This is a genomic window from Emticicia sp. BO119 (genome assembly GCF_013912375.1).
Taxonomy (GTDB): Bacteria; Bacteroidota; Bacteroidia; order Cytophagales; family Spirosomataceae; genus Emticicia.
Genome location: NZ_JACETV010000002.1, coordinates 600,663 through 625,877, shown reverse-complemented (window position 1 = coordinate 625,877; position 25,215 = coordinate 600,663). Strand labels below are relative to the sequence as shown.

18 protein-coding genes are annotated in these 25,215 nt (G+C 38.2%); 1 reads left to right on the top strand and 17 read right to left on the bottom strand.

Features of this window, described 5'->3' with window-relative positions:
• Positions 1-103: 103 nt before the first annotated feature.
• From H1R81_RS09525 to H1R81_RS09455, 15 genes are all read right to left on the bottom strand, one after another.
• Positions 104-2,722, bottom strand: a complete 2,619-nt coding sequence (locus H1R81_RS09525; RefSeq protein ID WP_310588063.1) for an ABC transporter permease — start codon at positions 2,720-2,722, stop codon at positions 104-106.
• Positions 2,723-2,840: 118 nt separating this feature from the next.
• Positions 2,841-5,480, bottom strand: a complete 2,640-nt coding sequence (locus H1R81_RS09520; RefSeq protein ID WP_181840475.1) for an FtsX-like permease family protein — start codon at positions 5,478-5,480, stop codon at positions 2,841-2,843.
• Positions 5,481-5,603: 123 nt separating this feature from the next.
• Positions 5,604-8,246 carry an ABC transporter permease gene (locus tag H1R81_RS09515; protein ID WP_181840474.1) on the bottom strand — a complete coding sequence of 881 codons (2,643 nt, stop codon included), beginning with the start codon at positions 8,244-8,246 and terminating at the stop codon, positions 5,604-5,606.
• A 106-nt stretch (positions 8,247-8,352) separates the two neighbouring features.
• Positions 8,353-11,010 carry an ABC transporter permease gene (locus H1R81_RS09510; protein ID WP_310588062.1) on the bottom strand — a complete coding sequence of 886 codons (2,658 nt, stop codon included), beginning with the start codon at positions 11,008-11,010 and terminating at the stop codon, positions 8,353-8,355.
• Between the two features lie 97 nt (positions 11,011-11,107).
• On the bottom strand, positions 11,108-13,705 hold the full coding sequence (locus H1R81_RS09505) for an ABC transporter permease (RefSeq protein WP_181840473.1): 2,598 nt from the start codon (positions 13,703-13,705) through the stop codon (positions 11,108-11,110).
• A gap of 89 nt (positions 13,706-13,794) precedes the next feature.
• A complete protein-coding gene (locus H1R81_RS09500) occupies positions 13,795-16,404 on the bottom strand; it encodes an ABC transporter permease (RefSeq protein ID WP_181840472.1) in 2,610 nt (869 codons plus the stop codon).
• A gap of 70 nt (positions 16,405-16,474) precedes the next feature.
• A complete protein-coding gene (locus H1R81_RS09495) occupies positions 16,475-16,810 on the bottom strand; it encodes a PadR family transcriptional regulator (protein WP_181840471.1) in 336 nt (111 codons plus the stop codon).
• A 308-nt stretch (positions 16,811-17,118) separates the two neighbouring features.
• Complete coding sequence (locus tag H1R81_RS09490) at positions 17,119-17,322, bottom strand: DUF2892 domain-containing protein (RefSeq protein ID WP_181840470.1); 204 nt, start codon at positions 17,320-17,322, stop codon at positions 17,119-17,121.
• Positions 17,323-17,380: 58 nt separating this feature from the next.
• Positions 17,381-17,584 carry a hypothetical protein gene (locus H1R81_RS09485; protein ID WP_181840469.1) on the bottom strand — a complete coding sequence of 68 codons (204 nt, stop codon included), beginning with the start codon at positions 17,582-17,584 and terminating at the stop codon, positions 17,381-17,383.
• A 12-nt stretch (positions 17,585-17,596) separates the two neighbouring features.
• On the bottom strand, positions 17,597-17,803 hold the full coding sequence (locus H1R81_RS09480) for a hypothetical protein (RefSeq protein ID WP_181840468.1): 207 nt from the start codon (positions 17,801-17,803) through the stop codon (positions 17,597-17,599).
• 11 nt (positions 17,804-17,814) lie between these two features.
• Entirely contained in the window at positions 17,815-18,141 is a 327-nt protein-coding gene (locus tag H1R81_RS09475) for a rhodanese-like domain-containing protein (protein WP_181840467.1), read from the bottom strand.
• A gap of 98 nt (positions 18,142-18,239) precedes the next feature.
• Positions 18,240-19,661 carry a rhodanese-like domain-containing protein gene (locus H1R81_RS09470; protein ID WP_181840466.1) on the bottom strand — a complete coding sequence of 474 codons (1,422 nt, stop codon included), beginning with the start codon at positions 19,659-19,661 and terminating at the stop codon, positions 18,240-18,242.
• Between the two features lie 275 nt (positions 19,662-19,936).
• Complete coding sequence (locus H1R81_RS09465; protein WP_181840465.1) at positions 19,937-20,572, bottom strand: Crp/Fnr family transcriptional regulator; 636 nt, start codon at positions 20,570-20,572, stop codon at positions 19,937-19,939.
• A gap of 147 nt (positions 20,573-20,719) precedes the next feature.
• The gene (locus H1R81_RS09460; RefSeq protein WP_181840464.1) at positions 20,720-21,472 is read right to left on the bottom strand and encodes an NYN domain-containing protein; all 753 of its coding nucleotides are present in this window, start codon (positions 21,470-21,472) and stop codon (positions 20,720-20,722) included.
• 35 nt (positions 21,473-21,507) lie between these two features.
• Positions 21,508-21,756, bottom strand: coding sequence for a hypothetical protein (locus tag H1R81_RS09455; protein ID WP_181840463.1), 249 nt, complete (start codon positions 21,754-21,756; stop codon positions 21,508-21,510).
• A gap of 251 nt (positions 21,757-22,007) precedes the next feature.
• Here H1R81_RS09455 and H1R81_RS09450 point away from each other — a divergent pair, with 251 nt between their 5' ends.
• Complete coding sequence (locus tag H1R81_RS09450) at positions 22,008-22,397, top strand: STAS/SEC14 domain-containing protein (RefSeq protein ID WP_181840462.1); 390 nt, start codon at positions 22,008-22,010, stop codon at positions 22,395-22,397.
• Between the two features lie 167 nt (positions 22,398-22,564).
• On the opposite strand, the gene H1R81_RS09445 is transcribed toward H1R81_RS09450, so the two are convergent.
• Both H1R81_RS09445 and H1R81_RS09440 read right to left on the bottom strand, forming a co-directional pair.
• Positions 22,565-23,305, bottom strand: a complete 741-nt coding sequence (locus H1R81_RS09445; protein ID WP_181840461.1) for a LytTR family DNA-binding domain-containing protein — start codon at positions 23,303-23,305, stop codon at positions 22,565-22,567.
• Positions 23,302-25,047 carry a tetratricopeptide repeat protein gene (locus H1R81_RS09440; protein WP_181840460.1) on the bottom strand — a complete coding sequence of 582 codons (1,746 nt, stop codon included), beginning with the start codon at positions 25,045-25,047 and terminating at the stop codon, positions 23,302-23,304. The genes H1R81_RS09445 and H1R81_RS09440 overlap by 4 nt, the downstream gene beginning before the upstream one ends.
• Between the last annotated feature and the right edge of the window lie 168 nt (positions 25,048-25,215).

Below are 25,215 nucleotides of genomic sequence, written 5' to 3'. Positions count from 1 at the left end.
ATAAACTTCCAAATGTGCTGCATAATTGCAATAACTACTTAATCTTGCAGGCTGGTCCATGATTATCTGATGCGGCTCTCTTCACTGTTCGAGCCTTTGTAATCTACTCTGACCTCAATGATCTCACCGGATTCATCAGTGCAGCTTTAATTGCCTGAAAACTTACAGTTAGCAGAGTAATAAGTAAAGCCCCTGCTCCGGCAGCAGCGAAAATCCACCATGAGATACCTGCCCGGTAATCATACCTCATCATCCATTGATTCATAAAATAATAAGCAACCGGTGAAGCAATAAATAAGGCTAAAATTACTAACATCACAAAATCTTTTGATAGCAACGCCCAAAGATGTGCTACCGATGCCCCTAATACTTTTCTGACGCCTATTTCTTTGGTACGTTGCTCGGCTACAAATGACGCTAAGCCAAATAAACCCAGACAACTGATAAGCACCGCCAGAATAGTAAAGAAAAGGGCTAATTTACCGATTCGTTCTTCATCACCGAATTTTTTACCATAGAGATCATCAACAAAGCTATATACAAACGGACTCTCAGGATTATGCTTTCTGAAAACAGTTTCTACTTTGCTTAGAGCTTCTGAAGTACTCATAGCAGGAGCAAGTTTAACCAGAATCACATTAACAAATCGGGAGTCTGCAATAAAAAATGAAGGAGCCACAGGTCTGAAAGGGTTTTCTTTAATCATGTCTTTAATTACCCCTATTACTTTATACGCTCTACCGTTGGTGGTGACAATTTCATTAAGTGGGTCTTTAAAACCCATCATTTTCAATGCTGACTCATTAATAATCATGGCCGCCGAATCTGTCGAAAAAGTTCTTGAAAAATCACGACCCTTCACAACCTGCCAACCGATTGTTTTTCCGTATTCATGTGATACAAGATTAGCCATTAATAGCGGTTTCCCTTCCGGGCTTTTTCCTTTCCATGATATATTGGTGGTGCCTCCTGATTGATTCGTAATCGAACCGGCAGAAACACCGACTTCATAGACTGCTCCACTATTCTGCAAGTCAGTCTTTAATACTTTGAAATGTTTATATAGTTCGGGGGTATTCATATTCACCTCAATCAGCTTATTGCGGTCGTAGCCTACCGAGCGATTCTTGGCATACTGAATCTGACGAAAAACCACGACCGTACCAATAATCAAAGTAACCGAAACCGTAAATTGAAGTACTACTAATACCTTTCGGGGAACTGCCGCAAAACGACCCATCCGGAAAGTACCCTTTAATACTTTAACTGCCTGAAAAGAAGACAGATAAAAGGCAGGGTAGCTTCCTGCAACCAGGCCCGTAATGAGGCTGAATCCTAATCCTGTAAACCAGAAGAGAGGATTTGTCCACAAAATACCGATCTTTTTATCAGCTATCTGATTAAATAATGGTAATGCTAATTGAACAATCAGAATTGATAAAACAAAAGCAAATAAAACTACTAAAAAGGACTCACTGAAAAATTGTATAATCAACTGTCCGCGAATAGACCCGACCGCCTTACGGATACCAACTTCTTTGGCTCGTTTCTCCGAACGTGCCGTGCTCAGATTCATAAAATTGATACAGGCTAATAATAAAACAAATGCTCCGATAATTCCAAAAAGCCATACAAACTCAATCAACCCTCCTGTATTTATCCCATCCTTGAAATCAGAATACAGATGCCATTTACTCATAGGATGCACAAAGAACTCGGGTTTATAGCCTGGTGGGTCTGCTCTGTTTACTCTTATGTCTTTAATTTTTGCTGAAACCTTATCAAAATCTGCCCCCTGTTTTAATTGTGCATAAATCTGATACGAATTTGAATCCCATTCTCCTTTGTCTCTTCTCACATTTTCTCTGCTTGCCTCGTACAGGCTCCAGGAAGCAAGAAAAAGTACCTCTTTAAACGTAGTATTGTATGGAAAATCCTCATAAACCCCTACTACCTTTACACTCTCTTTATTATCAATTTTAATGACCTTGTCCAATGGATTTTCTAAGCCAAAAAAATCTTCAGCCAAAGATTCTGAAATCAATATGGCATTTACATCTTTCAAACCATTTCTATTGCCCATAACCATTTTTACAGATACCATATCTACAAAAGACGGCTCTACATAATTACCTGTTTTTATGAATTTTTTCTCTCCTGATGCCAATATCAACGAATGGGTATTCGAAGAAAGGCTGACAGCTTCAAAATCAGGGTATTTGGTTCTTAACTCTGCTGCCAGAGGAATAGGCATGACATCGTAGGTAGACTTTTCAACATCGAATTTGACAAACTGAAACAAATGCCCCAACCGGTCATAATTTTTGAAATGTTTATTATAGGAAAGTTCGTCATGTACCCATAGCCCGATAAGCATGGTGACGGCCATACCTGCTGCCAGACCAAAAATGTTGATAAAGGAATAGCCTTTATATTTGAGCAGATTCCTGAACGCGACTTTGAAATAATTACTAATCATAATTTGTATATATAAAGGGGGTGAACTATTTGTATTCCGTTTCAATGCAAAAGGCTTAATAAAACTCAGTACGCCTACCACATATTCTTTTCTGGCCGTTTTTAAGCCAAACACCCGAATATTCTTCTGAAAACGCTCATAGAGGTCTCCCTGCACCTCTTCCAGCAGATGAGGTGCGCAGAACCATTCAAGAAGTCGGTCTGCCCAGCGAGGGGGTTTTATGTTGTCTGAACTTTGATTCACCTGATTGAACTGATTACATTGATTTTATTTGAAACTATGATTCATGAATTAATGATTACCACTTTTCATCAGTAAAACCAGGTCAATCAGCCATATCATAGTTCAAGACATCACTCAATCACTCATTTTTAAGTGTCTTCACCGGGTTCATCAATGCTGCTTTGATTGCCTGATAACTTACCGTTAATATGGTAATAACCATTGCCCCTATACCAGCCAGGGCAAAAACCCACCAGGATATTTCTGTATGATACGTGTATTTCTGTATCCATTTCTCCATGAAATAATACGCTATTGGAGATGCTATGAATAGTGAGATAACAACCAATAACACAAAGTCTTTTGATAGCAAAGCCCATAGGTTACTGATAGAAGCGCCTAATATTTTGCGGATACCGATTTCTTTGATGCGTTGCTCGGCTACAAACGAGGCCAAGCCGAACAAGCCTAAACAAGAAATCAGGATAGCTAATATGGCGCAGAAATTTGCCAATTGGCCAATGCGCTCTTCAGCAGCGAATTTTCTGGCATATTCTTCATCTACAAATTTGTATTCAAACGGAGCAGTAGGAATCAGTTTTTTGAAGACTGCTTCTATTTTTGGCAATGCCTCAGACGTGCTAATAGATGGATTAATTTTGATATTTATCGTATTGGGGCCTCCGTGGGCACGTATCATAAAGATAACCGGGCTGGTTGGCTCATAAGGTGATTCCATTACCATATCTTTAATAACACCAAGGATTTTATAGTACCGCGTTTTCTCCCGAAATTTCCAGCTTACGTCTTCTCCTACAGGATTCTTCAAACCCATATATTTAACTGCCGCCTCATTAATAACCATACCTGCTGAATCTGATGCCAATTGTCGGTTAAAATCACGCCCTTGTTTAAATTGCCAGCCTACTGTTTTACCGTACTCCGGCGTCACCATTAGCGAACCGAAGCTTTTATCTCTATCAGGAGTTCTGCCTCTCCACTCAAAGCCATCATTACCTGACCATACTTCAGTAGGTTTACCCATTGATTCGGCCATTTCTGTTACCGCACCTGTACTAAGTAATTCGTTTCTGAGTAAATCATGTTTACCATAAAAATCTCCTGATTTCATATCTATCATAATTACTCCCTCACGGGTATAGCCTACCGGACGATTTTTGGCAAACTGAATTTGTTTGAAGACAATGATAGTGCCTATAATCAGGGTAACTGAAACCGTGAATTGCACTACTACTAAAACTTTACGGGGAACTGATGCAAAACGCCCTACTCTGAAAGCGCCTTTCAATACTTTTACAGGTTGAAATGAAGAGAGATAAAGGGCGGGATAACTACCTGCTAAAAGACCAGTCATTACAATAAATCCAAGACATATAAACCAGAAGTAAGGATTAGCAAACGGAATTATCATTTCTTTTGCTGCCAATTGATTGAACCAGCTAAGGCTAAGTGCTACAAACAAAAGTGATAATATGAAGGCAAAAGCAACTACTAAAAATGATTCACTAAAAAATTGCCAGATAAGTTGTGCCCGCATAGAGCCTATTGCTTTGCGCACGCCTACTTCTTTGGCACGTTTTTCAGAACGGGCTGTGCTTAGGTTCATAAAATTGATACAAGCTAATAGTAGTACAAAAGCCCCTATAATGCTAATGAGCCACACCATTCTCATGGCCTCGGTATCCAATTCTCCACTGCGATTATAATTATGCAGATGCCAGTCATTCATCGGCAATAGAAATACCTGCGGATTAAGTTTAGCCTGATCTTTATAGCCATCACCCAGGTTATTTAAAATAGCATCCTTAATATTGGTAGTTGCCCTGGCAAAGTCTATTTTATCATTTAGCTGAGCGTAAATTTTAAGAAAATGGTTATCCCAGTCGTTCATAGCTTTTTCTTTTAACCATTTGTTCTGAGCTACCCATAAATCAAAAGGGCATATAAATTTGAGCTCATTAAATTGAGAATTCAAGGGTAGATCTTCATATACTCCTGTTACTTTTACATTTGTTTCATTACTTATTTTTACAATCTGATTGACGGGATTCGTATCGCCAAAAAGTGCTTGTGAAGTAGATGCTGAAAGCATAATTGAATTAGGGTCCTTCAGGCCATTCCGTGAGCCATATTGCATTTTCAACGTTAACATTTCAGGTGCTCCCGGACTCATGAATAATCCTTTCCTACCAACTTTATTTTCTCCTGCGCTTAAGACATTATCTACATTCCATGAGGTAGCCACAATATGTTTGAAATTATCATGATGGTTGATTTGCAAGTCTGTCAAAAGAGGATATTGCACAGAATTGCTGATACCTACACCGTGCTCACCAACCTCTCTGATTCTTATCTGGGCAATTTTGTCATGGTTCTGATGATTCTTGTTGAAGCTCAGTTCATCATAAATCCATAGGCCAATAAGCATTGCTACAGCCATACCAGTAGCCAACCCCAGAATGTTAATGAAGGAATATCCCTTGTATTTAAGGATATTTCGGAATGCGATTTTAAAATAATTGCTAATCATAATTTTGTTATATATGGAGGGTGTTAGTTCTGTTTTTCGTCGTAAAGCAAAGGGTTTGATAAAACCCAAAACGCTAATTACATAATCTCGACGGGCTGATTTTTCTCCGAATACCCGTGCATTCTTCAGAAATCGCTCATGCAAATCTCCCTGTACCTCTTCCAGCAGATGAGGTGCGCAGAACCATTCCAGTAACTTATCTGCCCATTGGGGAGGTTGAGATTTCATAAGATAATTTCGTCACTAACCCCTAAAGGGGATTTTTTTAAAAGTTGACACTATTTTCATTTAATCCTATTCCTCATGCATAAGCAACTCCCCTTTAGGGGCTGAGCGGACGCAGCGCAGGGCTTATTCTGTCTTTAACGATTTCACCGGATTAATCAGGGCAGCTTTCAGGCTTTGGAACGAAACTGTTAAAATGGCTAATAAAGCCATAAAAAGCCCCGTAGCAATAAATATCCACCCATTGATATGAATCTTGAATTCAAAATTCTGTAGCCAGTTATCTATTGCCCACCAGGCTACCGGTGTGGCTATAATGATAGCAACCAGAACCAATTTCAAAAAGTCTTTTGAGAGCAATACGAGAATACTACTTACAGAAGCACCCAGAACCTTTCTTACGCCTATCTCTTTGGTGCGTTGCTCAGCAATGAAAGTAGCTAAACCTAACAAGCCAAGACAGGCAATAAGTACTGCCATAAAAGTAGCGGTTTCAATCAAACGAGCGGTGCGCATTTCTGACTGATATGCTTTCTCTAATTCTTCATTAAGGAAATTGTATTCAAATACTTGCCCTGGAAAAGTGGCTGTCCAGAGTTTTTCAATATGCGCTACTGTTGCCTCTATATCATCTGCACTTAAGTGAGTATTACTCAACTTTATACCTCCCTGATAATAGTGTTTAGGAACTACCTGTATTAAGGTTGGGTCTATTTTCTGATGCAAAGAGTTAACATTGAAGTTTTTCACAACCCCTACAATTGTTCCATATTCTTCACCATTACCATAGTAAAATTTTCTACCAATAGCCTTTTCTGGTTTTTTAATGCCCATTCTATCCAGATATATCTCGTTGGCAAGTGCTACCAATGTAGTATCATTGTCTTTCAAAGCCCGCCCTGCCAATAACTGAATACCATACGTATCTAAGAAATGAGAATCTCCCATTTTCATCTGTGTTTTAATCTGAACAGGACTCTCGATGTCTCTTATTTCTGTTAACTGCATCCAGTTACCTTCAGACGAAGCACTATTCATAGAGAAACTTACATCCTTTATTTGTGCCGAGCTAACTAACTGATTACGGAATGACTGTAATTTAGCAGGGCTATTATCAGGCAGATTTATGGTAATAATGGCATCTTTGTTAAAACCTAAGTCAGCTTTCTGGAAGAAACTTAATTGCTTATCAATAAGTATGGCCGAACTGATTAAAACCAGCGATACGGTAAACTGAACAACCACTAAAGCCTGACGTAAAGAAAACACCTGTCTTATATGCGGCATTTTGTTTTTGTTCAAAGCCCACATAGGTGTCATGCCCGATAATTTTATAGCAGGATAAACACCTGCCAATAAAGTTGTGATGACAAATAAGCCAAGCACAAACAACATATTGTTCAGGCTAAACAAATCTGTCATTCGGATAGGAATATCCAGTACAGCAGCAATAGAAGGTAAGGCTAACTCAGCAGTTAATACTGCCAACATGATAGCTGTGCCCGTGATAAGTCCGGCTTCGGTCAGAAACTGATAAATTAATGACTGACGACTACTGCCAATCACCTTACGGACTCCCACCTCCTTGGCACGTTTGAATAATTGTGCTGTGCTCAGATTAATAAAATTGAAACAAGAGATTAGTAATACTAAAAGACCTATTAGTGATAAGGTTTTCAGTAATTTAGTATTGGCTGTGCGTCCACCTAAATTGCCTGTATAATGTATATTTTTTATTGAACTGAGCAGAAAATTTTTATCAGGTAATGCTTCTTTGCCGATGTATTTTTCTACGATATGCTTAAATCTACCTTGTAGAGCTTCAGCTTTTACACCTTTTTTCAACAATACATATACCTGATGATTATCATTCCAACCATTCCATTTATCAAGTTCAAAATTAGGATTAGTGCCTTTTAAGGTGGAAAATGAAACCAACATATCGAAAGGGAAACTACTGGTGGTTGGATAATCCTCCAACACCCCTGTTACCATCAGGTCTTGCTTATTATCAAAGCGGATCGTTTCACCTAATATATCAGTCTTGCCGAAATATTTTTCAGCATATTTACGGGTTACAATAATTGTATTAGGCTGGGTAAGTGCTCTGTTGGCATCACCCGCCAGCCATTGATAATCTAAGGTTTTAAACAGATTATTATCTGCAAAAACAAAACTTTCTTTAAATCGATTGTCTGAATGGCCTGCCGAAAAAGTAAAGCCCCATTGTTTCAATATAGGCACAATTTTTTCTGCCTCCGGTAAGTCGGCATATAATGCCTTGGTCATACCTGTATAAGTACCAGGATAAATGTGGTCTTCTTTGATGTTCTGTGTTTCAACCCGATAGATGCGGTCTAATTTACTTTGAGCCAGGTCATAACTGGTTTCATGCCTGACAATCAGGAAAATAACCAGAGCGCAGGCCATTCCTAAAGTCATACCTACGATATTAATGGTAGTAAACCTCAGATTTTTCAAAAGGTTTCTGAATGCGATTTTAAAATAATTGCTTATCATAATTTGTAGTAATAAAAAGTTTGATACTTCTATTGGCTTTTTACGCTTTATGGCAAAGGGTCTGAGAAAACTCAAAACCCCTATTGCATACTCTCTTCGTGCTATTCTCTCTCCAAACAATCTGAAATTCTTCTGGAACCGTTCATATAGATCTCCCTGTACCTCTTCCAATAGATGAGGCGCACAAAACCATTCTAACAATTGGTCTGCCCAGCGGGGTGGTGTTATATTGTCTGAACTTTGATTCACCTGATTACACTGATTTTATTTGAAATGATGATTATTAATGCTTGTCAAATATCTCTCATTACCTAATCATAAAAATCATTTAATCAGGTAAATCAAAATTCAGACATCACTCATTCTTCAACGTCTTTACCGGATTCATCAATGCCGCCTTAATAGCCTGATAGCTGATGGTTAATAAGCATATTACCATTGCACCCATACCAACTATCACAAAAATCCACCACGAGATTTCTGCTCGATACGGATATTTCTGCAACCAACTACTCATGAAATAGTATGCGATTGGCGTGGCTATAAGGCAGGAGATCATCACCAATACCACAAAGTCTTTTGATAGCATACGCCATAGACTCTCCACACTGGCTCCTAATACTTTACGGATACCAATCTCTTTAGTTCGCTGCTCAGCTACGAAAGAAGCCAGACCAAATAATCCTAAGCAGGAAATAAAAATGGCGAGTATAGCGAAGAAAGTAGCCAGATTAGCCACGCGATCTTCATTACCAAATTTTTTCGCATAAGCTTCATCTACAAACTGATAATCGAACGGACTATTAGGGGCTATTTTTTTAAAAGATGCTTCTATTTTAGGGAGGGCATCAGCTGTACTTACCTCTGGATTAATCTTTACAATTACATAATTTTTGTAGCCTTGCAAGAAAAAAATAGTAGGTTTGACAGGCTCAAAAGGAGATGCCATCACCATATCTTTTACAACCCCTACTATTTTGAAATGCTCTCCGTCAAAAAAATCGGTGTCCCATCTGATATTTTCTCCCACCGGATTTTTCAAGCCCATCAATTTAACGGCAGCTTCGTTTAGAATAAACCCTGACGAATCGGTTGGGAAATCTCTGGAAAAATCTCTTCCATCAACAAATTGCCAGCCGATGGTTTTACCATATTCATAGGTTACACCCAGCGTACCGAAATCTATTTGTAGCGAAGGATCTTTATCTTTCCATTCAAAACCTCCGTTCATTGAGCCAATATCTGCCAGTGAGCTCGCTGATTCAGCCATTTCAACTACCACACCTGTATTTTTCAAATCGGTTCTTAATATTTCATATTTACCCCTTAGTTCATCAGTTGTTTTAGGGATCATTAATAAGCCGTCACGCGTGTAACCAACCGGACGGCTTTTGGCGAACTGGATTTGTTGATAAACTATAATGGTTCCGATTATGAGCGTAACTGAAACAGTGAATTGTACAATGACCAAGGTCTTACGCGGGATTGCCGCAAGGTGGCCTAAACGGAATCGTGACGACGAACCGGTTCCTTTTAATGCTTTGATAGGCTTGAAAGACGAGAGATATAATGCAGGATAAACACCCGCCAATATTGAAGTAAGTACAATAAAGGCAAAATTAGCTAACCAGAATAATGATTCTCCCCAGAGTATAGAAATACTTTTATCAGCCACTTTATTGAACCAAGGTAAAATTGCTTGTACCAACAAAACAGACAGCGCAAAAGCCAAGGTTACCATTAAAAAAGACTCGCTGAAAAACTGCCCGATTAGTTGTCCGCGAACAGAGCCAATAGCTTTACGGATACCTACCTCTTTAGCTCTTTTTTCAGAGCGGGCAGTACTTAGATTAACAAAATTGATACAAGCCAATAATAAGATAAAAATGCCGATGGTACTATAAAACCACACCAATCTTAGAGGTTCGCTGGTGGTATTCAGACCGTTCTCCCATGCTGAATATAAATGCCAGCCGCTCATAGGCTGGACAAAAAGTTCGGGCTTACGAGAAGCATACTCAGCATCTACATGTTTCAGTTTAATATCTTTTATTTTAGCAGATACCTTATCGAAATCTGTATTAGGAGAAATTTGTGTATAAATGTGCAAGAAATTATTTCCCCAATCATCCTGATGATCTCTTATATAATCATACGAAGCAACTAATAATTTAAATGGAGCAATGAAGGCTATATCTTTAAATTCAGAGTTATGTGCAAAGTCAGCATAAACCCCTGTTACTTTTACATTTAATTCATTATCAATTTTTATGACTTTGTTCAATGGCTCGTCATCACCAAAGAGTGTTTTTGCCAATGTCTCTGACAGCAGAATTGTATTAAGTTCTGAAAGACCAGCCCTTGTGCCTTTCAGCATTTTCAGGCTTAACATTTCGGGTGCATCGGCCTCCATGTAGCTTCCTTTTTGTCTGATATTTTCTCCATTCGATGAAATAATATATTTCTTCGTCTGAGTTGCCATTACTACATATTTAAAATCACCAGAAAAGGAATTACGTAACTCATTTCCTAAGGGTATCGGGTTATTCTCATGGGTACTTCGTTCTCCACGAACGGTCTGGTGTTGCATCACTCTGCCAATTCTATTATGATTTTCATGGCCTTGATTAAAAGTCATTTCATCATAAATCCACAAACCTATAAGCATAGCAACCGCCATGCCTATAGCCAAGCCAAACAGATTGATGGCAGAATAACCTTTATATTTAAGGAAATTCCGAAGGGCGATTTTAAAATAATTGCTTATCATAATTTTATTATATAGTGATTGTGACATTTCTTTTTTTCTTTTCAAGGCAAAAGGTCTGATAAAACCCATTACCCCTTTTATATATTCTATACGGGCTGTTTGCACGCCAAACAATCTTATATTTTTCTGAAACCTTTCATGCAAATCTCCCTGTACCTCTTCCAATAGATGAGGTGCACAAAACCATTCTAACAATCGGTCTGCCCAGTGGGGTGGTGTTATATTGTCTGAACTCTGATTCACCTGATTACACTGATTTTATTTGAAATGATGATTATTAATGCTTGTCAAATATCTCTCATTACCTAATCATTTAATCAGGTAAATCAAAGTTCAGACATCACTCATTCTTCAACGTCTTTACCGGATTCATCAATGCCGCCTTAATAGCCTGATAGCTGATGGTTAATAAGCATATTACCATTGCACCCATACCAACTATCACAAAAATCCACCAGGAGATTTCGGTTCTGTAAGTGTATTTTTCCAACCAACTACTCATAAAATAATAAGCGATTGGCGTGGCTATCAGGCAGGAGATCATCACTAATACCACAAAGTCTTTTGATAGCATGCGCCATAGACTCGCCACACTTGCCCCTAATACTTTACGGATACCTATCTCTTTAGTTCGCTGCTCAGCGACGAAAGAAGCCAGACCAAACAAGCCTAAGCAGGAAATGAAAATGGCGAGTATGGCAAAGAAAGTTGCCAAAGTACCAATACGCTCTTCTGCCCTGAATTTGTTTTCATATTCCTGACTGGCGAATTTGTAATTAAAGGAGCTATTGGGAGCATATTTTTTGTAGACAGGCTCGATTATATCCAAAGCCTCTCTGCTTGATATTGCAGGATTGATTTTAATATCTACGATATTGAAAGGTCGCTGGCGGTCATCTATCATAAAAACCGTAGGTTCGATAGGCTCAAATGGCGACCGCATCACTATATCTTTAGTAATACCAATAATCTTCCAGTTTTTATCATGCCACCTCACTATTTCGCCAATAGGATTCTTCAGCCCCATTTGTTTGATAGCACTTTCGTTAAATATGAATGCTGATGAATCGGTTGAGAATTTTTCAGAGAAATTACGACCCTCCTTCATTTCCCATGTTACTACTGTGCCATAGTCCGGCTCAATACAGATAGTACCAAACATGGCCTGCACATTCGGGTCTTTGCCTCTCCATTCTAAATTATTAGCCGAAGACCAGATACCTGTCATGGGGCTCGAAGAGCGTGCTACACCTGCTACGGCATTGGTCTGTAATAAGTCATCATGAAAAGCCCTGTAATTTTTCTGAATCTCTCCGGTTGTCAGAGGTATCATTAGTAAGCCCTCCCGGCTATACCCTACCGGACGGTTCTTGGCAAAGATTATCTGACGGAAAATGACAATTGTTCCAATAATTAATGTAACTGAAACCGTGAATTGCATCACTAACAGGAACTTACGAGGCATAGCTGCCAAACGCCCTGAATGAAGTGTGCCTTTCAGTACTTTGACGGGCTGAAACGAAGAAAGATATAAGGCAGGATAGCTACCTGCTATTAAACCCGTGAATATGGTAAAGCCTATGCCAGCCAGCCAGAAAAAAGGTTCCCGCCATAAAGGGAACGTTTCTTTATCGGCAACCTTATTGAAAAATGGTAAAGCCAGCATAACAAGAACAATTGATAAAATAAATGCAAACATTACTACTAATAAAGATTCACTGAAAAACTGGGCAATCAACTGTCCGCGAACGGACCCGATAGCCTTACGAATACCTACCTCTTTGGCACGTTTTTCGCTTCGGGCAGTGCTCAGGTTCATAAAATTGATACAGGCCAATAGTAGCACGAAAAAGCCTATGATGCCAAACAGCCAGACAAATTCTATACGTCCGCCTACATTTACACCATTTTTGAATTCGCCATACAAATACCATTGGTTCATCGGGAACAAAAACAATTCTGGTTTGGAGGCGTCTTTTGAGTGTTGATATAATACATCCCTTATTCTCTTATCAATAGCAGTCTTATCATAATCCTTGTTTAATTGTACGTAAATATCAAAAGAGCTACTCAGCCAGTTATCTGCTCCTGCTCCACCACTAAAAATCAGGCTAACCGGTGCGATAAAGTTCAGGTTATTAAACTGACTATTTTTAGGCATATCTTTATATACTCCCACCACCCTTTGTTGAAAGGCATTATTCAATTTAATCGGTTGATTGATTGGGTCAACAAGTCCGAAAATCGTTTTTGCCAGAGATTCGCTCAATAAAATAGCATTAGGGTCCGTCAGAGCATTTCTGGCCCCACTCAACATTTCTAATGATAACATTTCCGGAAATGCAGGTTCAGAGAAACAACCCAGTTTTGTAAAAACCTTATCATCATGGGCAATAATCTGTTCGTAGGTCATAGTGGCGGCTACATTCTTAAAACTACTGCCGTAAGTAGTGCGAAGCTCAGAAGCCAGAGGCATTGGCAATGTAGAAAAAGTACTGATTTCATTACCTAAGTGCTGGTTTTCCATTACCTGAGCGATGGAGTCATAATTCTTATGGTATCGGTTATATGACAGCTCATCATAAATCCATAAGCCTATCAGCATTACTACAGCCATACCCGTAGCCAGGCCAAAGATGTTGATGAAAGAATAGCCCTTATAACGGAGCAGATTCCTGAATGCGATTTTAAAGTAATTGCTTATCATAATATTTAAGTATAAAGACGATTGAGATGACTTAACATTACGCTTCAAGGCAAAGGGTTTGATAAACCCAAGTACTCCTTTGATGTATTCCCATCGGGCTGTTTTCTCGCCGAAAAATTTCAGATTCTTCTGAAATCGCTCCTGCAAATCTCCCTGCACCTCTTCTATTAAGTGAGGTGCACAAAACCATTCTAACAATTGGTCTGCCCAGTGGGGTGGTTGGGGTCTCATAGTATTTTGGGTCTTTATTTATTGAGTAATTTAGCGAATGAGTGATTGATAAAAATAAACCCTAATCACTCATTCACTCAATCACTCATTCACTCACTTTTCAAAGTCTTCACCGGATTCATCAATGCGGCTTTAATAGCCTGATAGCTGACTGTCAGTAAAGTAATCAGTATCGCTCCTAAGCCTGACAGGGCAAAAATCCACCAGGATATTTCTATGCGATAAGTATATTTCTGCAACCAGTTATTCATGAAATAATAGGAAACCGGAACTGCCAATAGCAGAGATGCCAGAACAAACAGTACAAACTCTGTTGATAACAGACGCCATAAACTGAATACTGTTGCACCCAATACCTTGCGGATACCGATTTCTTTGATGCGTTGCTCGGCCACAAAAGAAGCTAAACCAAATAAGCCCAGACAGGAAATGAAAATGGCGAGGATGGCAAAGAAAGTTGCCAGTCTACCGATACGGTCTTCTGTAGAAAACTTCAGAGCATATTGCTGGTCTGTAAATTTATAATCGAACGGGCTACCCGGATTAAATTTCCTGAATACACCTTCCACTTTAGCCAGTGATTCACTGGCACTCAACTGAGGATTCAGTTTGATATTGATTACGTGTGTCCAATTATAATTCAGAACAAAAACGGTTTGGTAGACAGGTTCAAATGGAGATTCCATCACCATATCCTTAATTACACCTAATACCTGAAAGGGATTGCCGTTCCATTTGATAATTTTCCCGACGGGATCTTTTAACCCCATATATTTAACCGCGGTTTCATTCAAGACTATGCCGGAAGAATCGGTGGAAAAAGTTCTTGAGAAATCCCGTCCCTGCGTAAATTGCCAACCTACTGTTTTACCAAAATCATGTGTTACGGCCATCACTCCCAATTGTTCTTTGAAATTAGGGTCTTTACCCTGCCAATCAAACCCGACTAAACGTGAGCCTAATTGGGTGGCTGCAGTTGATGAGGTGGCCATTTCTATAACAGCTCCAGTTCTTTTCAACTCACTCCGCAATGCATTATATTTACCATGCAATTCGGGTGTGTTCATATCAACGGTAATGATACCAGTACGATCATAGCCAATCGGCCGATTTTTGGCGTGCTGAATCTGGCGGAAGACGATAATTGTGCCGATAATTAATGTTACTGAAACCGTAAATTGTACTACTACCAGAACTTTACGGGGAAGAGCAGCAAAGCGCCCTGCTTTGAAAGTACCTTTCAGAACTTTTACAGGTTGAAAGGAGGATAAATATAATGCCGGATAGCTACCGGCTATCAGACCTGTTATCAAACTAAAACCTAAGCCCATCAACCAGAAAACAGGCTCTTTCCAGAGTAAGGTGAGTTTTTTATCTGCTACTTCATTAAAAAACGGGAGCATAAGCCATACTACAATCAATGATAGTATGAAGGCAAAGGCAACTACTAATAAAGATTCGCTAAAAAACTGGTAAATCAGCTGTAAGCGAACAGAACCAACCGCCTTACGGATACCTACTTCTTTGGCACGCTTCTCTGAACGGGCCGTTGAGAGATTCATAAAGTTGATACAAGCCAAAAGAAGTACGAATACGCCAATGATTCCGAATAACCATACATATTGTATCCGTCCTTCAGGATTCCGTAATTTATCCCATCCTCCATACAAATGCCAACGGCTCATAGGGTGTAAAAAAATCTCGGGATTCATATAGGCTGTTTCAGGGACATTTTTCAACCTTAAGTCTTTAATCTTCTTAGAAACTGTCTCAAAATCAGTTTTGGGAGCAATTTGCACCAGAATTTGCCAGGAATTATTACCCCAGTGCGCATTAGCCTTAATCCAGGGTTCTGATGAAACATACAAATCCCAGGGAGCAATGAAAGACATATCCCTAAACTCTGTGTTATAGGGAAAATCTTCATAAATGCCCGTCACTTTTACTGGTAGTTTATTGTCTATCTTAACTATCTTATCGATTGGGTCGGCATATCCAAAAAGTGCCTTTGCAACTGATTCAGACAATAAAATTGAGTTCTGGTCTTTTAATCCCCCTCTCGTACCTTTGAGCATCTTTAGTGTAAGCATCTCAGGTGCTTCCGGGCTCAGGTAATTGCCTTTTTTTGTAAATTTCATACTTCCATACGACAGAATATGCTCACCAGTCCAGGAAGACATCACTACATGTTTGAAATCTTCTGAGAAATCTGTTTTCAAAATAGTTCCCAAAGGAATAGGCTGGGCTCCCCCTGCTCCGAACTCTCCGTCAATGGTAGCACCCTGCATGACCTTTGCAATCCGGTCGTAATTCTGATAATATTTGTTGTAGGATACTTCATCATAAATCCACAAGCCAATAAGTATAGCTACAGCTAAACCGGAGGCTAATCCGAAGATATTAATAAATGAATAACCCTTGTAACGGCGCAGGTTTCGGAATGCGATTTTAAAGTAATTGCTTATCATAATTTGTATGTATAAAGAAGGTGATACTTCTGCTTTTCGTTTTAAGGCAAAGGGTTTGATAAACCCTAATACTCCTTTTATGTATTCCCATCGGGCTGTTTTCTCACCAAATAATCTCAGGTTTTTCTGAAATCTTTCATATAAATCCCCCTGTACTTCCTCCAATAAATGGGGCGCACAAAACCATACTAATAATTGGTCTGCCCAGTGAGGTGGTGTTGGCTTTTGCATATCTGCTGTTGCATGGGGCAGAGGGCTTGGGGCATGGGGTTATGTACCTCTGCCCTTAGCCTCATGCCCTCTATCGCGATGTTGAAAAAATTCTTAGTGGTATATTATCCCATAGACGATTGCGTAATAAGCGAATTTCGTCAAGTGTGCGATTACCTAAAGCTGTTACCTGAAACAGGCGTTTTCTACGGCCGCCTCTTTCAGCAGTGGCATCTCCCATATAAGACGATAACATGTATTTTTCTTCCAGGCGATGCAAGGCTGCGTGTACTGCGCTGACACTCACCGACCGTCCTGTTTGTTGTTCTATTTCTTCTGTGATTGACACTCCATAAGCTTTGTCGCCCAAAATCGCAACGGTCAATAACACTATTTCTTCAAATTCACCTAAGTACGTTCTTTTCATACAATTCTATTATTTCAACTTTTGTAGAACATATTAATTGAGTGATTTACCGGGCTTCTGGATTTTGCTGGTAAAATTACATCAACTTTTGTAGAACAAATGATATGCCAAGCCGAAAAACCCACTAAAATATGGTATTCCGACTATTTCCCTTAAAATAAAGTGTCCGAAATCGTACAGTTGACTTGTCCGATAGCGTACGTTGATGGAATGATTTTTTACTAATTTTGCCCTCTGAGCTTAACCCGAAAACAAAAAATCCTATCGTTTAAAGCGATAGGATTTTCTGGTTAAAGTATGCTATTTGCTTACTTTTTAACACTACAGGTATTTATACCAAAAATTGTGTATAACGGGCAAAAGCTAACAAGGCTTGTAACGACAAATATACTTGCCACCACCATAGCTAAAATACCCCAGGTACCTGAAACTACATCAGTATAGTATAATACTATCAGCACAACAGAAACCATCAACCGAATGATACGGTCAATCTTACCAAGATTTTTCATATTTCAGAAATTTACAGTAAATTGTTATTTGTTTGACTTAATGTTCTGGCTTAAAAATCTAACTTTTTTTATCAGGCATCACCAGGCTTTTCACCAAATCACCAACCACAAAACCAAAGTAGGCACCTATAGGAATCATTGTTTGCCATTGCGATTTCAATGGACAAGTACCTGTGATACACCCTATTTCTTTCCAATACAGGTATCCTCCTATGGCTCCTAAGCCCGTACCAATCCAAGTCAGAAATTTAACATATTTCATATAATTATCTGTTTAGCTCCTCCGTCTATTCCGTCTGTCAGAAGGAATGTTGCATCCGTTTACACCACATCCACTATTAAAAATGGCCTGGGCAAGTAAGAAAAAGCCAATGATACTTAAAATAAGCTGATCTTCTGCTATGGACATAGAAATAATCGTCACTCCGGCTATCAGTCTTAAGATTCGTATTAAGTTCCAGTCTTTCAATAAGGTATTCATGTTATCAGCTTTTAACGTGGAAAACTTCCTATTCCTCCTGAGAGGTTATATACATTCCTGAACCCTAAACCTGCCATATAATTACATGCCTGCGCACTACGATTACCACTTCTGCAATAGATCAGATAGGTCTTGAGAGGGTCGAAACCGGCTACTTTTTTCTGAAAATCTGCTCCCATTATATCTACATTTAGTGCCCCTTTGATAGCTCCCTGGTGATATTCACCTGCAGTACGGACATCAAGCAATACGGTATTTGTATTTTCTGTCAACAATTGTTTAAAAGCCTGACCTGATAAATCCTGATACTGTTTTTTTGTTTTAAAAAAATCGAACATTTTTTTAGATGATTAAAATTAATGATACTACAAATTTCAACAATCTCTCTTTTTTTTACTGTGATTTTTGTTACATAAGTCTAAAAACTTTTTTGCTTCTACAGCAGCGTAGTTGGACAAACATATTGGCTGATATTTACTTTGCTGGTAGCTTTGATTGCCTCAAACCCACCTGTTATATTTATCAGATGAGTATAGCCACGTGCCTTTAAAATTGAAATAGCAACCATAGAACGATACCCTCCGGCACAATGTATATAATATGTTTTGTCGGGGTTAATCTGTGCCATATAATTATTCAGAAAATCAAGTGGCATATTTTCGGCATCTATGATGTGTTCTGAGTCATATTCACTTTTTTTCCTTACGTCAATCACAGCTATGCCGGTTTGAGTATTATGTAGTTCGGCAAATGCTTCGGCGGTTATTGTTTCTACTGTCTCTGTTTCTTTACCTGCTTTTTTCCATGCATCAAAACCACCCTCCAGAAATCCTATGCAATTATCATAGCCTACTCTTGCCATGCGCAAAACCGCCTCTTCTTCTTTTCCTTTATCGCTTATTAATAGAACAGGCTGTTTCAAGTCAGGAATCAAAGTACCAACCCATGATGCAAACTGGCCGTCAAGTCCGATATTGATTGCACCCGGAATAAACCCTAAAGCAAAATCTTCGGCTTTGCGTGTATCCAGCAACAAGGCACTGGTTTCATGTAAAGCCACCTCAAATTCTCTTACATTCAAAGCCTTGCCGCCTCTGTCAATTACTTTGTCTAAACTCTCATAGCCTTTCAGATTCATTAATACATTGTAAGGGAAATATCCCGGAGGAGGCACAAGGCCAGTAAGTACTTCTTTTACGAACTGTTCTTTTGAGAGGTTTACATCAAGTGCATAATTAACTTTTTTCTGATGACCTAACGTGTCTGTTGTTTCCTTGCTCATATTTTTACCACAGGCACTGCCTGCTCCATGATTAGGGTAGACAATAATGTCATCACTGAGGGGCATAATTTTATTACGGAGTGAGTCGTATAAATGCCCGGCTAATTTTTCCTGTGTTAATTCGGCAATTACGTGTTGTGCTAAATCAGGGCGACCGACATCATTGATAAACAAGGTATCTCCAGAAAACAGCCCTACTTCTTTTCCGTTTTCATCGCTCAATAAATAGCAGGAAGATTCCATTGTGTGTCCGGGTGTATGCAATACTTTAATAGATACCTTCCCAACCTTAAACACTTCTCCATCTTCGGCAATATGTGCTGCATAGGCAGGTTTAGCCGTTGGCCCAAATATAATTGTTGCACCTGTTTTATTTGCCAGTTCGATATGGCCAGATACAAAATCAGCATGAAAATGCGTTTCAAAAACATACTTTATCTGGGCATTGTCTCTGTCAGCTCTTTGAATATAAGGCTTGCTTTCACGAAGCGGGTCAATAATGGCTGCTTCACCGTCTGATTCTATATAATAGGCTGCTTCAGCTAAGCAACCTGTATAAATTTGTTCAACTTTCATAAATTTAAATGTGTCTGGTTTTAAATTTTAATAATCTTTACAACAAAGTTATGGCCTGCTCTTATATACATCTGTAACATTTCTCACACTCAACTCAAGTCTATACAGTTTTGTAGTAAATAGTATCTTTTACCTAAAGATATGAGGGCTTTTTAAGAGAAATAATGATTAGAATCATATTTTAAAAGACCTGTCCGTATTGACTTGGCACAAAAAACAAGAGTGGCTTGCGTTCAGGCAAGCCACTCTTACTAAATACCCAATGAGAATTAAGGCTAAAGCAAGTCTATTTTATTTCTTGACAATCTTACTTTATTCATTTTTTCCAATTGCTTTAATAATCGCGAAACAACTTCTCTTGAAGTAGCTAACTCATTGGCTAATTCTTCGTGGGTAGTTACCAATACTTTACAGTCACAAGCTTTTGCTTTCTTTTTTAAGAGCATCAATAAACGGTCATCTAATTTATGAAAAGCTATCTGGTCAATCGTATTCAGCAAATCTTCAAATCTTTTCTGATAGGTCATAAAAACAAAATATTTCCATGAATTATATTTGGTCATCCACTCTTCAACTTTTTCTACAGGCACACTGATAAGTGTCGTTTTTTCTTCGGCCACGGCCATTATTTCACTTCTTTTTTGTCCTAAACAACAAGTTAAAGACATAGCACATGAATCCATACCTCCGAGATAATATAATAAAGCCTCTCTCCCCTCATTATCTGGTCTGAGAATCTTGATAGAACCTTGAAGAATAATCGGTACAGAACGTATATAACCGCCTACTTGCATGAGTATATGGCCTTCGTCAATGGTTGTGTAATTTCCGACTTCTGATAACTCCTGCAATAATTCAAACTCGAATATACCCGTAAATTTCTCTTGTAGCAACTTAATACTGGGCTTCATAGATTAGCTGTAGTTAATGATTTTTTTACAATAATATATTTTTACTAATTGCTATCAAAAAAGTATAGGCTGTTTTAAGGAGTTAATTTGATTGAGTAATGTTGAATTAGACAACCAATTGCAGTAAATGACTGAGCGAATGGTGTTTTAAGAAGATGGGGGATTTCTTCTTACTAATGGGTGATTGAACCCACCAACCTGATTTTTTATAACTGTATAATTCGGGAGATTTTCAAACAATTGAGTCAGATTTTTGAATCCAAATGCTCTGGGGTCAAAAGCAGGGTCTATCTTTCTGATGGTTATTCCAACCTTTGAGATATGTGTTTCTGTATCTTCGTTTACTGTAATATCAAAGGCTTTATCGATGAGTGAAGCAAAGGGTGGAACAACAGGCACAGGGCTTTTGCTCTTCTTTCTCCTTTTATCTTTGATACTTGTTACAGGTGCAGTTATTTCAAGAGCAATATTCTCGCAATAAGTAAATATTTCACAAGACTGTACAAATGCCATAGGAGTTTTTTTTTCACCTATTCCCATCACAAAAATTCCTTCTTCTCTAATTCTTTTAGCCAGTCCTGTATAATCACTATCACTTGAAACGATACAGAAACCTCCTACTTTTTGACTATGCAAAATATCCATTGCATCAATAATCAGTGAGCTATCCGTAGAGTTCTTACCTGTTGTATAAGAAAATTTCTGAATAGGATTAAATGAAAAATCATTCAGGCTTGTCTTCCAACTATTTAATGAGGTGTTTGTCCAGTCGCCATAAATTCTTCTGATTGTAGCTTTACCATATTTTGAAACTTCTTCAATAATTTGTTTTAGTAATTTTGGTTGTGCATTATCAGCGTCAATAAGTAAGGCGATATTAATAGAACTTGGTAAATCCATCCAAATGGTATATTATAAAACTTTGGTATTTAATTTTATTCCTTAAAAACAGAAATATTTATTATGCCTGCTTTAGGTGAAAATGAAGAATTGTACTTTAATTTCGACTTATCCAGTAGGCCTACAAGGAGCTTCAGTTTATCATGTATAAGGTCTCCGCAGATTTTAATCATTAAACAAATCTTGCAATCATTTTCCACAATTTCATGCGGACTGAGTTCGCTTTTCTTCAGAGCATCCAATACCTGTGCCTGGAAGGTAATTTTTTTTGCTTCTTTTTTCATGACAACGGTTTTCTAATGGCTATGAGGGTAGTTTCTTCCCCGTGTTAATAGTAAAGGTAGATAAAAAATCGTAAAAACCAACTTAAAGCGTATAAATCTACTGTTAATCTTAAGGTTTATTATTCAAAGGTATTAAATGTATGAACTGCAAAGGGAGAGTCCCTCATTCAAAAAAACGTACAAGAATAATTGCAGTTAACAGAGCAAACAAATCTGTCAATTTTTTTTATCTTTACCGGAAAAAATTGTGCATGACTATACCCACCGACAGACCTGTGTATGAGGGTGAAATTGCCACCTATTGGTTTGAGGATAATATTCTGGTTTCACTTTCTAAAAGCCCTAAACGCACTGTGGAGAATATCAGCGGCAATGTGGCTTTGGTGAAAAAGATTACCAACCATTCGCCTGTACCTTTGTTAATTTACTTATCAGATTCTCCTGTACCAGATAAAGCTACACGAAAGTTTTCGACCGAGCAAATACCCGTTATATACTCAGCTATGGCTATGGTAGCCAAACCAGGTCTTTCTAAGTTTATCATGAATATCTTATTCAGCCTGAAACCTCCGCCGATTCCGATGAAAAGTTTTTCAGAGGCGAAAGAGGCGATGGAATGGTTGAGGTCTTTGAATTTATGAAAGGTTTCAGAAAGCGGGGAAGAGTGATAACAACAAAAAAACCCCTTTACAGGGGCTTGAGGTATATTTAGGCAATAAGGTATTTTATCTGAATACTATATGGTTGTGTTTATTGTTAAAACAACTATTGTCGTTATTTAGTTCCTTCACTGCATTTCTGCCAAATATTAAGGTGTTCTGATTACTGCCAGTTTCTTTATTAAATCTGCTTTATTGCCTTCGGGAATCTGAATCGGATTTTCCTGATTCTTCATATACAGATGGTCTCGTTCAATACGCTCAATACAATTAAGGTTAATAAGCAACGACCTTGATAAGCGATAGAAATTCGGTGTTGAGAAATACTGTGCCAGATGCCCGAGATTCATTGAAAATAAGTAAGGGTTCATTTCTTCTTTCAGATAAACTTTTACATAGGACCCATCGGCTTTCAGATAGAGTACTTCTTGCTTTATCAATTTTTTCAAGCCTTTATCGAAAGGAAGAAAAATAGCTTCTGCCACGATAGGGTTCGTATTTGCAGGGAGGTTGGCTTTATAGTTATGATAGGCTAATTCTACTTGCAATGCCAGTTCATTATGTCTGAATGGTTTCAGTAGATAAGCTGCCGGAGAAGTATCTTTAGCCCTTTGAAAGGTCTGCATCTCTGAATTGGCCGTCAGATAAATAATTGGCATAGGGTGCATTTTTATTAAGTCTGTAGCTGTTTGTATGCCATCATGTGCCGATGTCCTGAGCATAATATCAATAATGGCTATATCGGGTAGCTCTTTTTTTAAAGACCCAATCGCCTCATCTGAATTTCTGGCTATTGCTGTAATTGTGTGGCCGGCTTTTTCAAGTGTTTCCTTAATATCTATTCCTGTCATCACTTCATCTTCAATAATCAATACTTTTAGTACACTCATAGCAAAAAATCTGGTTTAAATTTCATTGTAAAGGTTGTGCCATTTAAAGAGTCAAAACTATAGGAACCACGCAGTTGCGCTACCTGCATCTGGATAAGTTTCATTCCGAATGATGTTTTAACTGCTTCAACGGAAGAATTGTTTTTTAACCCTGAACCATTATCCGATACATTTAGTATAAGTTCTTCTCTCTCTCTTTTGCAATTAATGGCCAATAAGGGCATAGGATTATCAGGAAAAGCATATTTACACGAATTAGTTACTAATTCAGTAATGATTAAACCAACAGGCAGAGCCTGATCGGCATTTAACTTCACCGGTTCAATCGAATAAGCTAATTCGACATGTTCATAGGCAAAGGTCTGCACTACCACCTCTACTATTTCTTTAATGAAATCTGACAGGTTAATAACAGCCAATTCTTCTTTATCATACAATTCCCGGTGTAGAATAGCCATTGATTCAATTCTCAACAGATTGTTTTCTGTGGCTTGTTTACTGGCCGGATCAGAAAACTGATTGGCCTGCAAGCTTAAAAGGCTTGAAACCAATTGCAAATTATTCTTTACCCGATGATTTTGCTCTTTTATTAAAACAGCATTCCTTTGACTGATCTGACGGTTCTTAAGATATAACTTATAATAAAAAAAACTCAACCCTCCGGTAAGTAAAAATAAAACCCCAAGTGCTCCTAAAAACAACTGCTGAGTATGCACATAGTCATTTTTCAATATTAACTCTTCGTCTTGTTTCTTCAGTAATGCTTCTTTTTTCTGTGTTTCATATTCTATTTCTAATCGGGTAATAGCTCCTTCCTGATTGGCTAATAGTTCTTTCCTTTCCAAGTCTTTTACTTTTTCTAAATGTTTAAAAGCTTTATCCCACTGCTTAGTAGCCTTATAATAATTCATATAGGCAGTTTCCAAATTTCTGAGCCATGTATAATTGTGCAGATGATTTTTTTCATAAAATTGCTGAACCTGTACTAAAATAGCAGGTACTTTTTCAGTCTGATTAAAAGCTATATAGGCCGAAGCCAGAAATAACATAGCCGATATCCGTTCATTTTCTTCTTTCAACTGCGTGAATTCGTTAAGCGATTGTTGGAAATAAAGAATGGATTTAGGGTCTTTTTTTAATAAAAGTAGTTTCCCCGATGATATCCTGATATTGGCCAAAGCCATAGTGTCTTTTAAAACTGTTGCTAAAGCTTCAGCCTTTTTATGATAGTAAAATGCACTATCAATACTAAACGTGATCGTCTCGGGCTGATTTACCTTGTTTTCTAATATCTCATCGGCATACAATTCTCCTATGCTTGTATAAACGCGCATCAATCCCACGGGTGAGCCAATACGCTTAAAAACACCTTTTGCTGCTTTTAAGTAATTAAGTGCATTATCATAATGCCCTTGTCTCTGTTCTTTTTCTCTGAGCCTGATGTATAAACGTCCTAATTCGTACGAATCTCCGAATTTTTCCTGAATGCGGAGTGATTTCATGAACCATGCATGAGCAGTAAGATGATTTCCGGCACTTAGCTCAACTTTGCCTAACAGATAATAGGCTTCTGCCATTTGGAGAGAGTCTTTTTTGAGTATTGCTGCCTTTAAAATGCTATCTGCATAAGCTATCTTTTCAATATGCTCTGCTGAATAATTTGTTTTTTGCGCAACAACTATATGAAGCCCTGAGAACAGACTTATGGCTGTTACTAAATAAAAGACTTTATAGGGAAGCATGAAAAAGAAATTAGTAGCCAAAACTAAAGAAAAAAAATGACGGGCAATAGTTTCGTATAGAAAAACTCTTACTTGACAAAGTAAAAAAACGACTTCACAAAGTGTCGGTTGACTGACATGCTTTTGTTCCTGTATTTTAGGACAGCAATACTTTAGAACCCAAAAAGT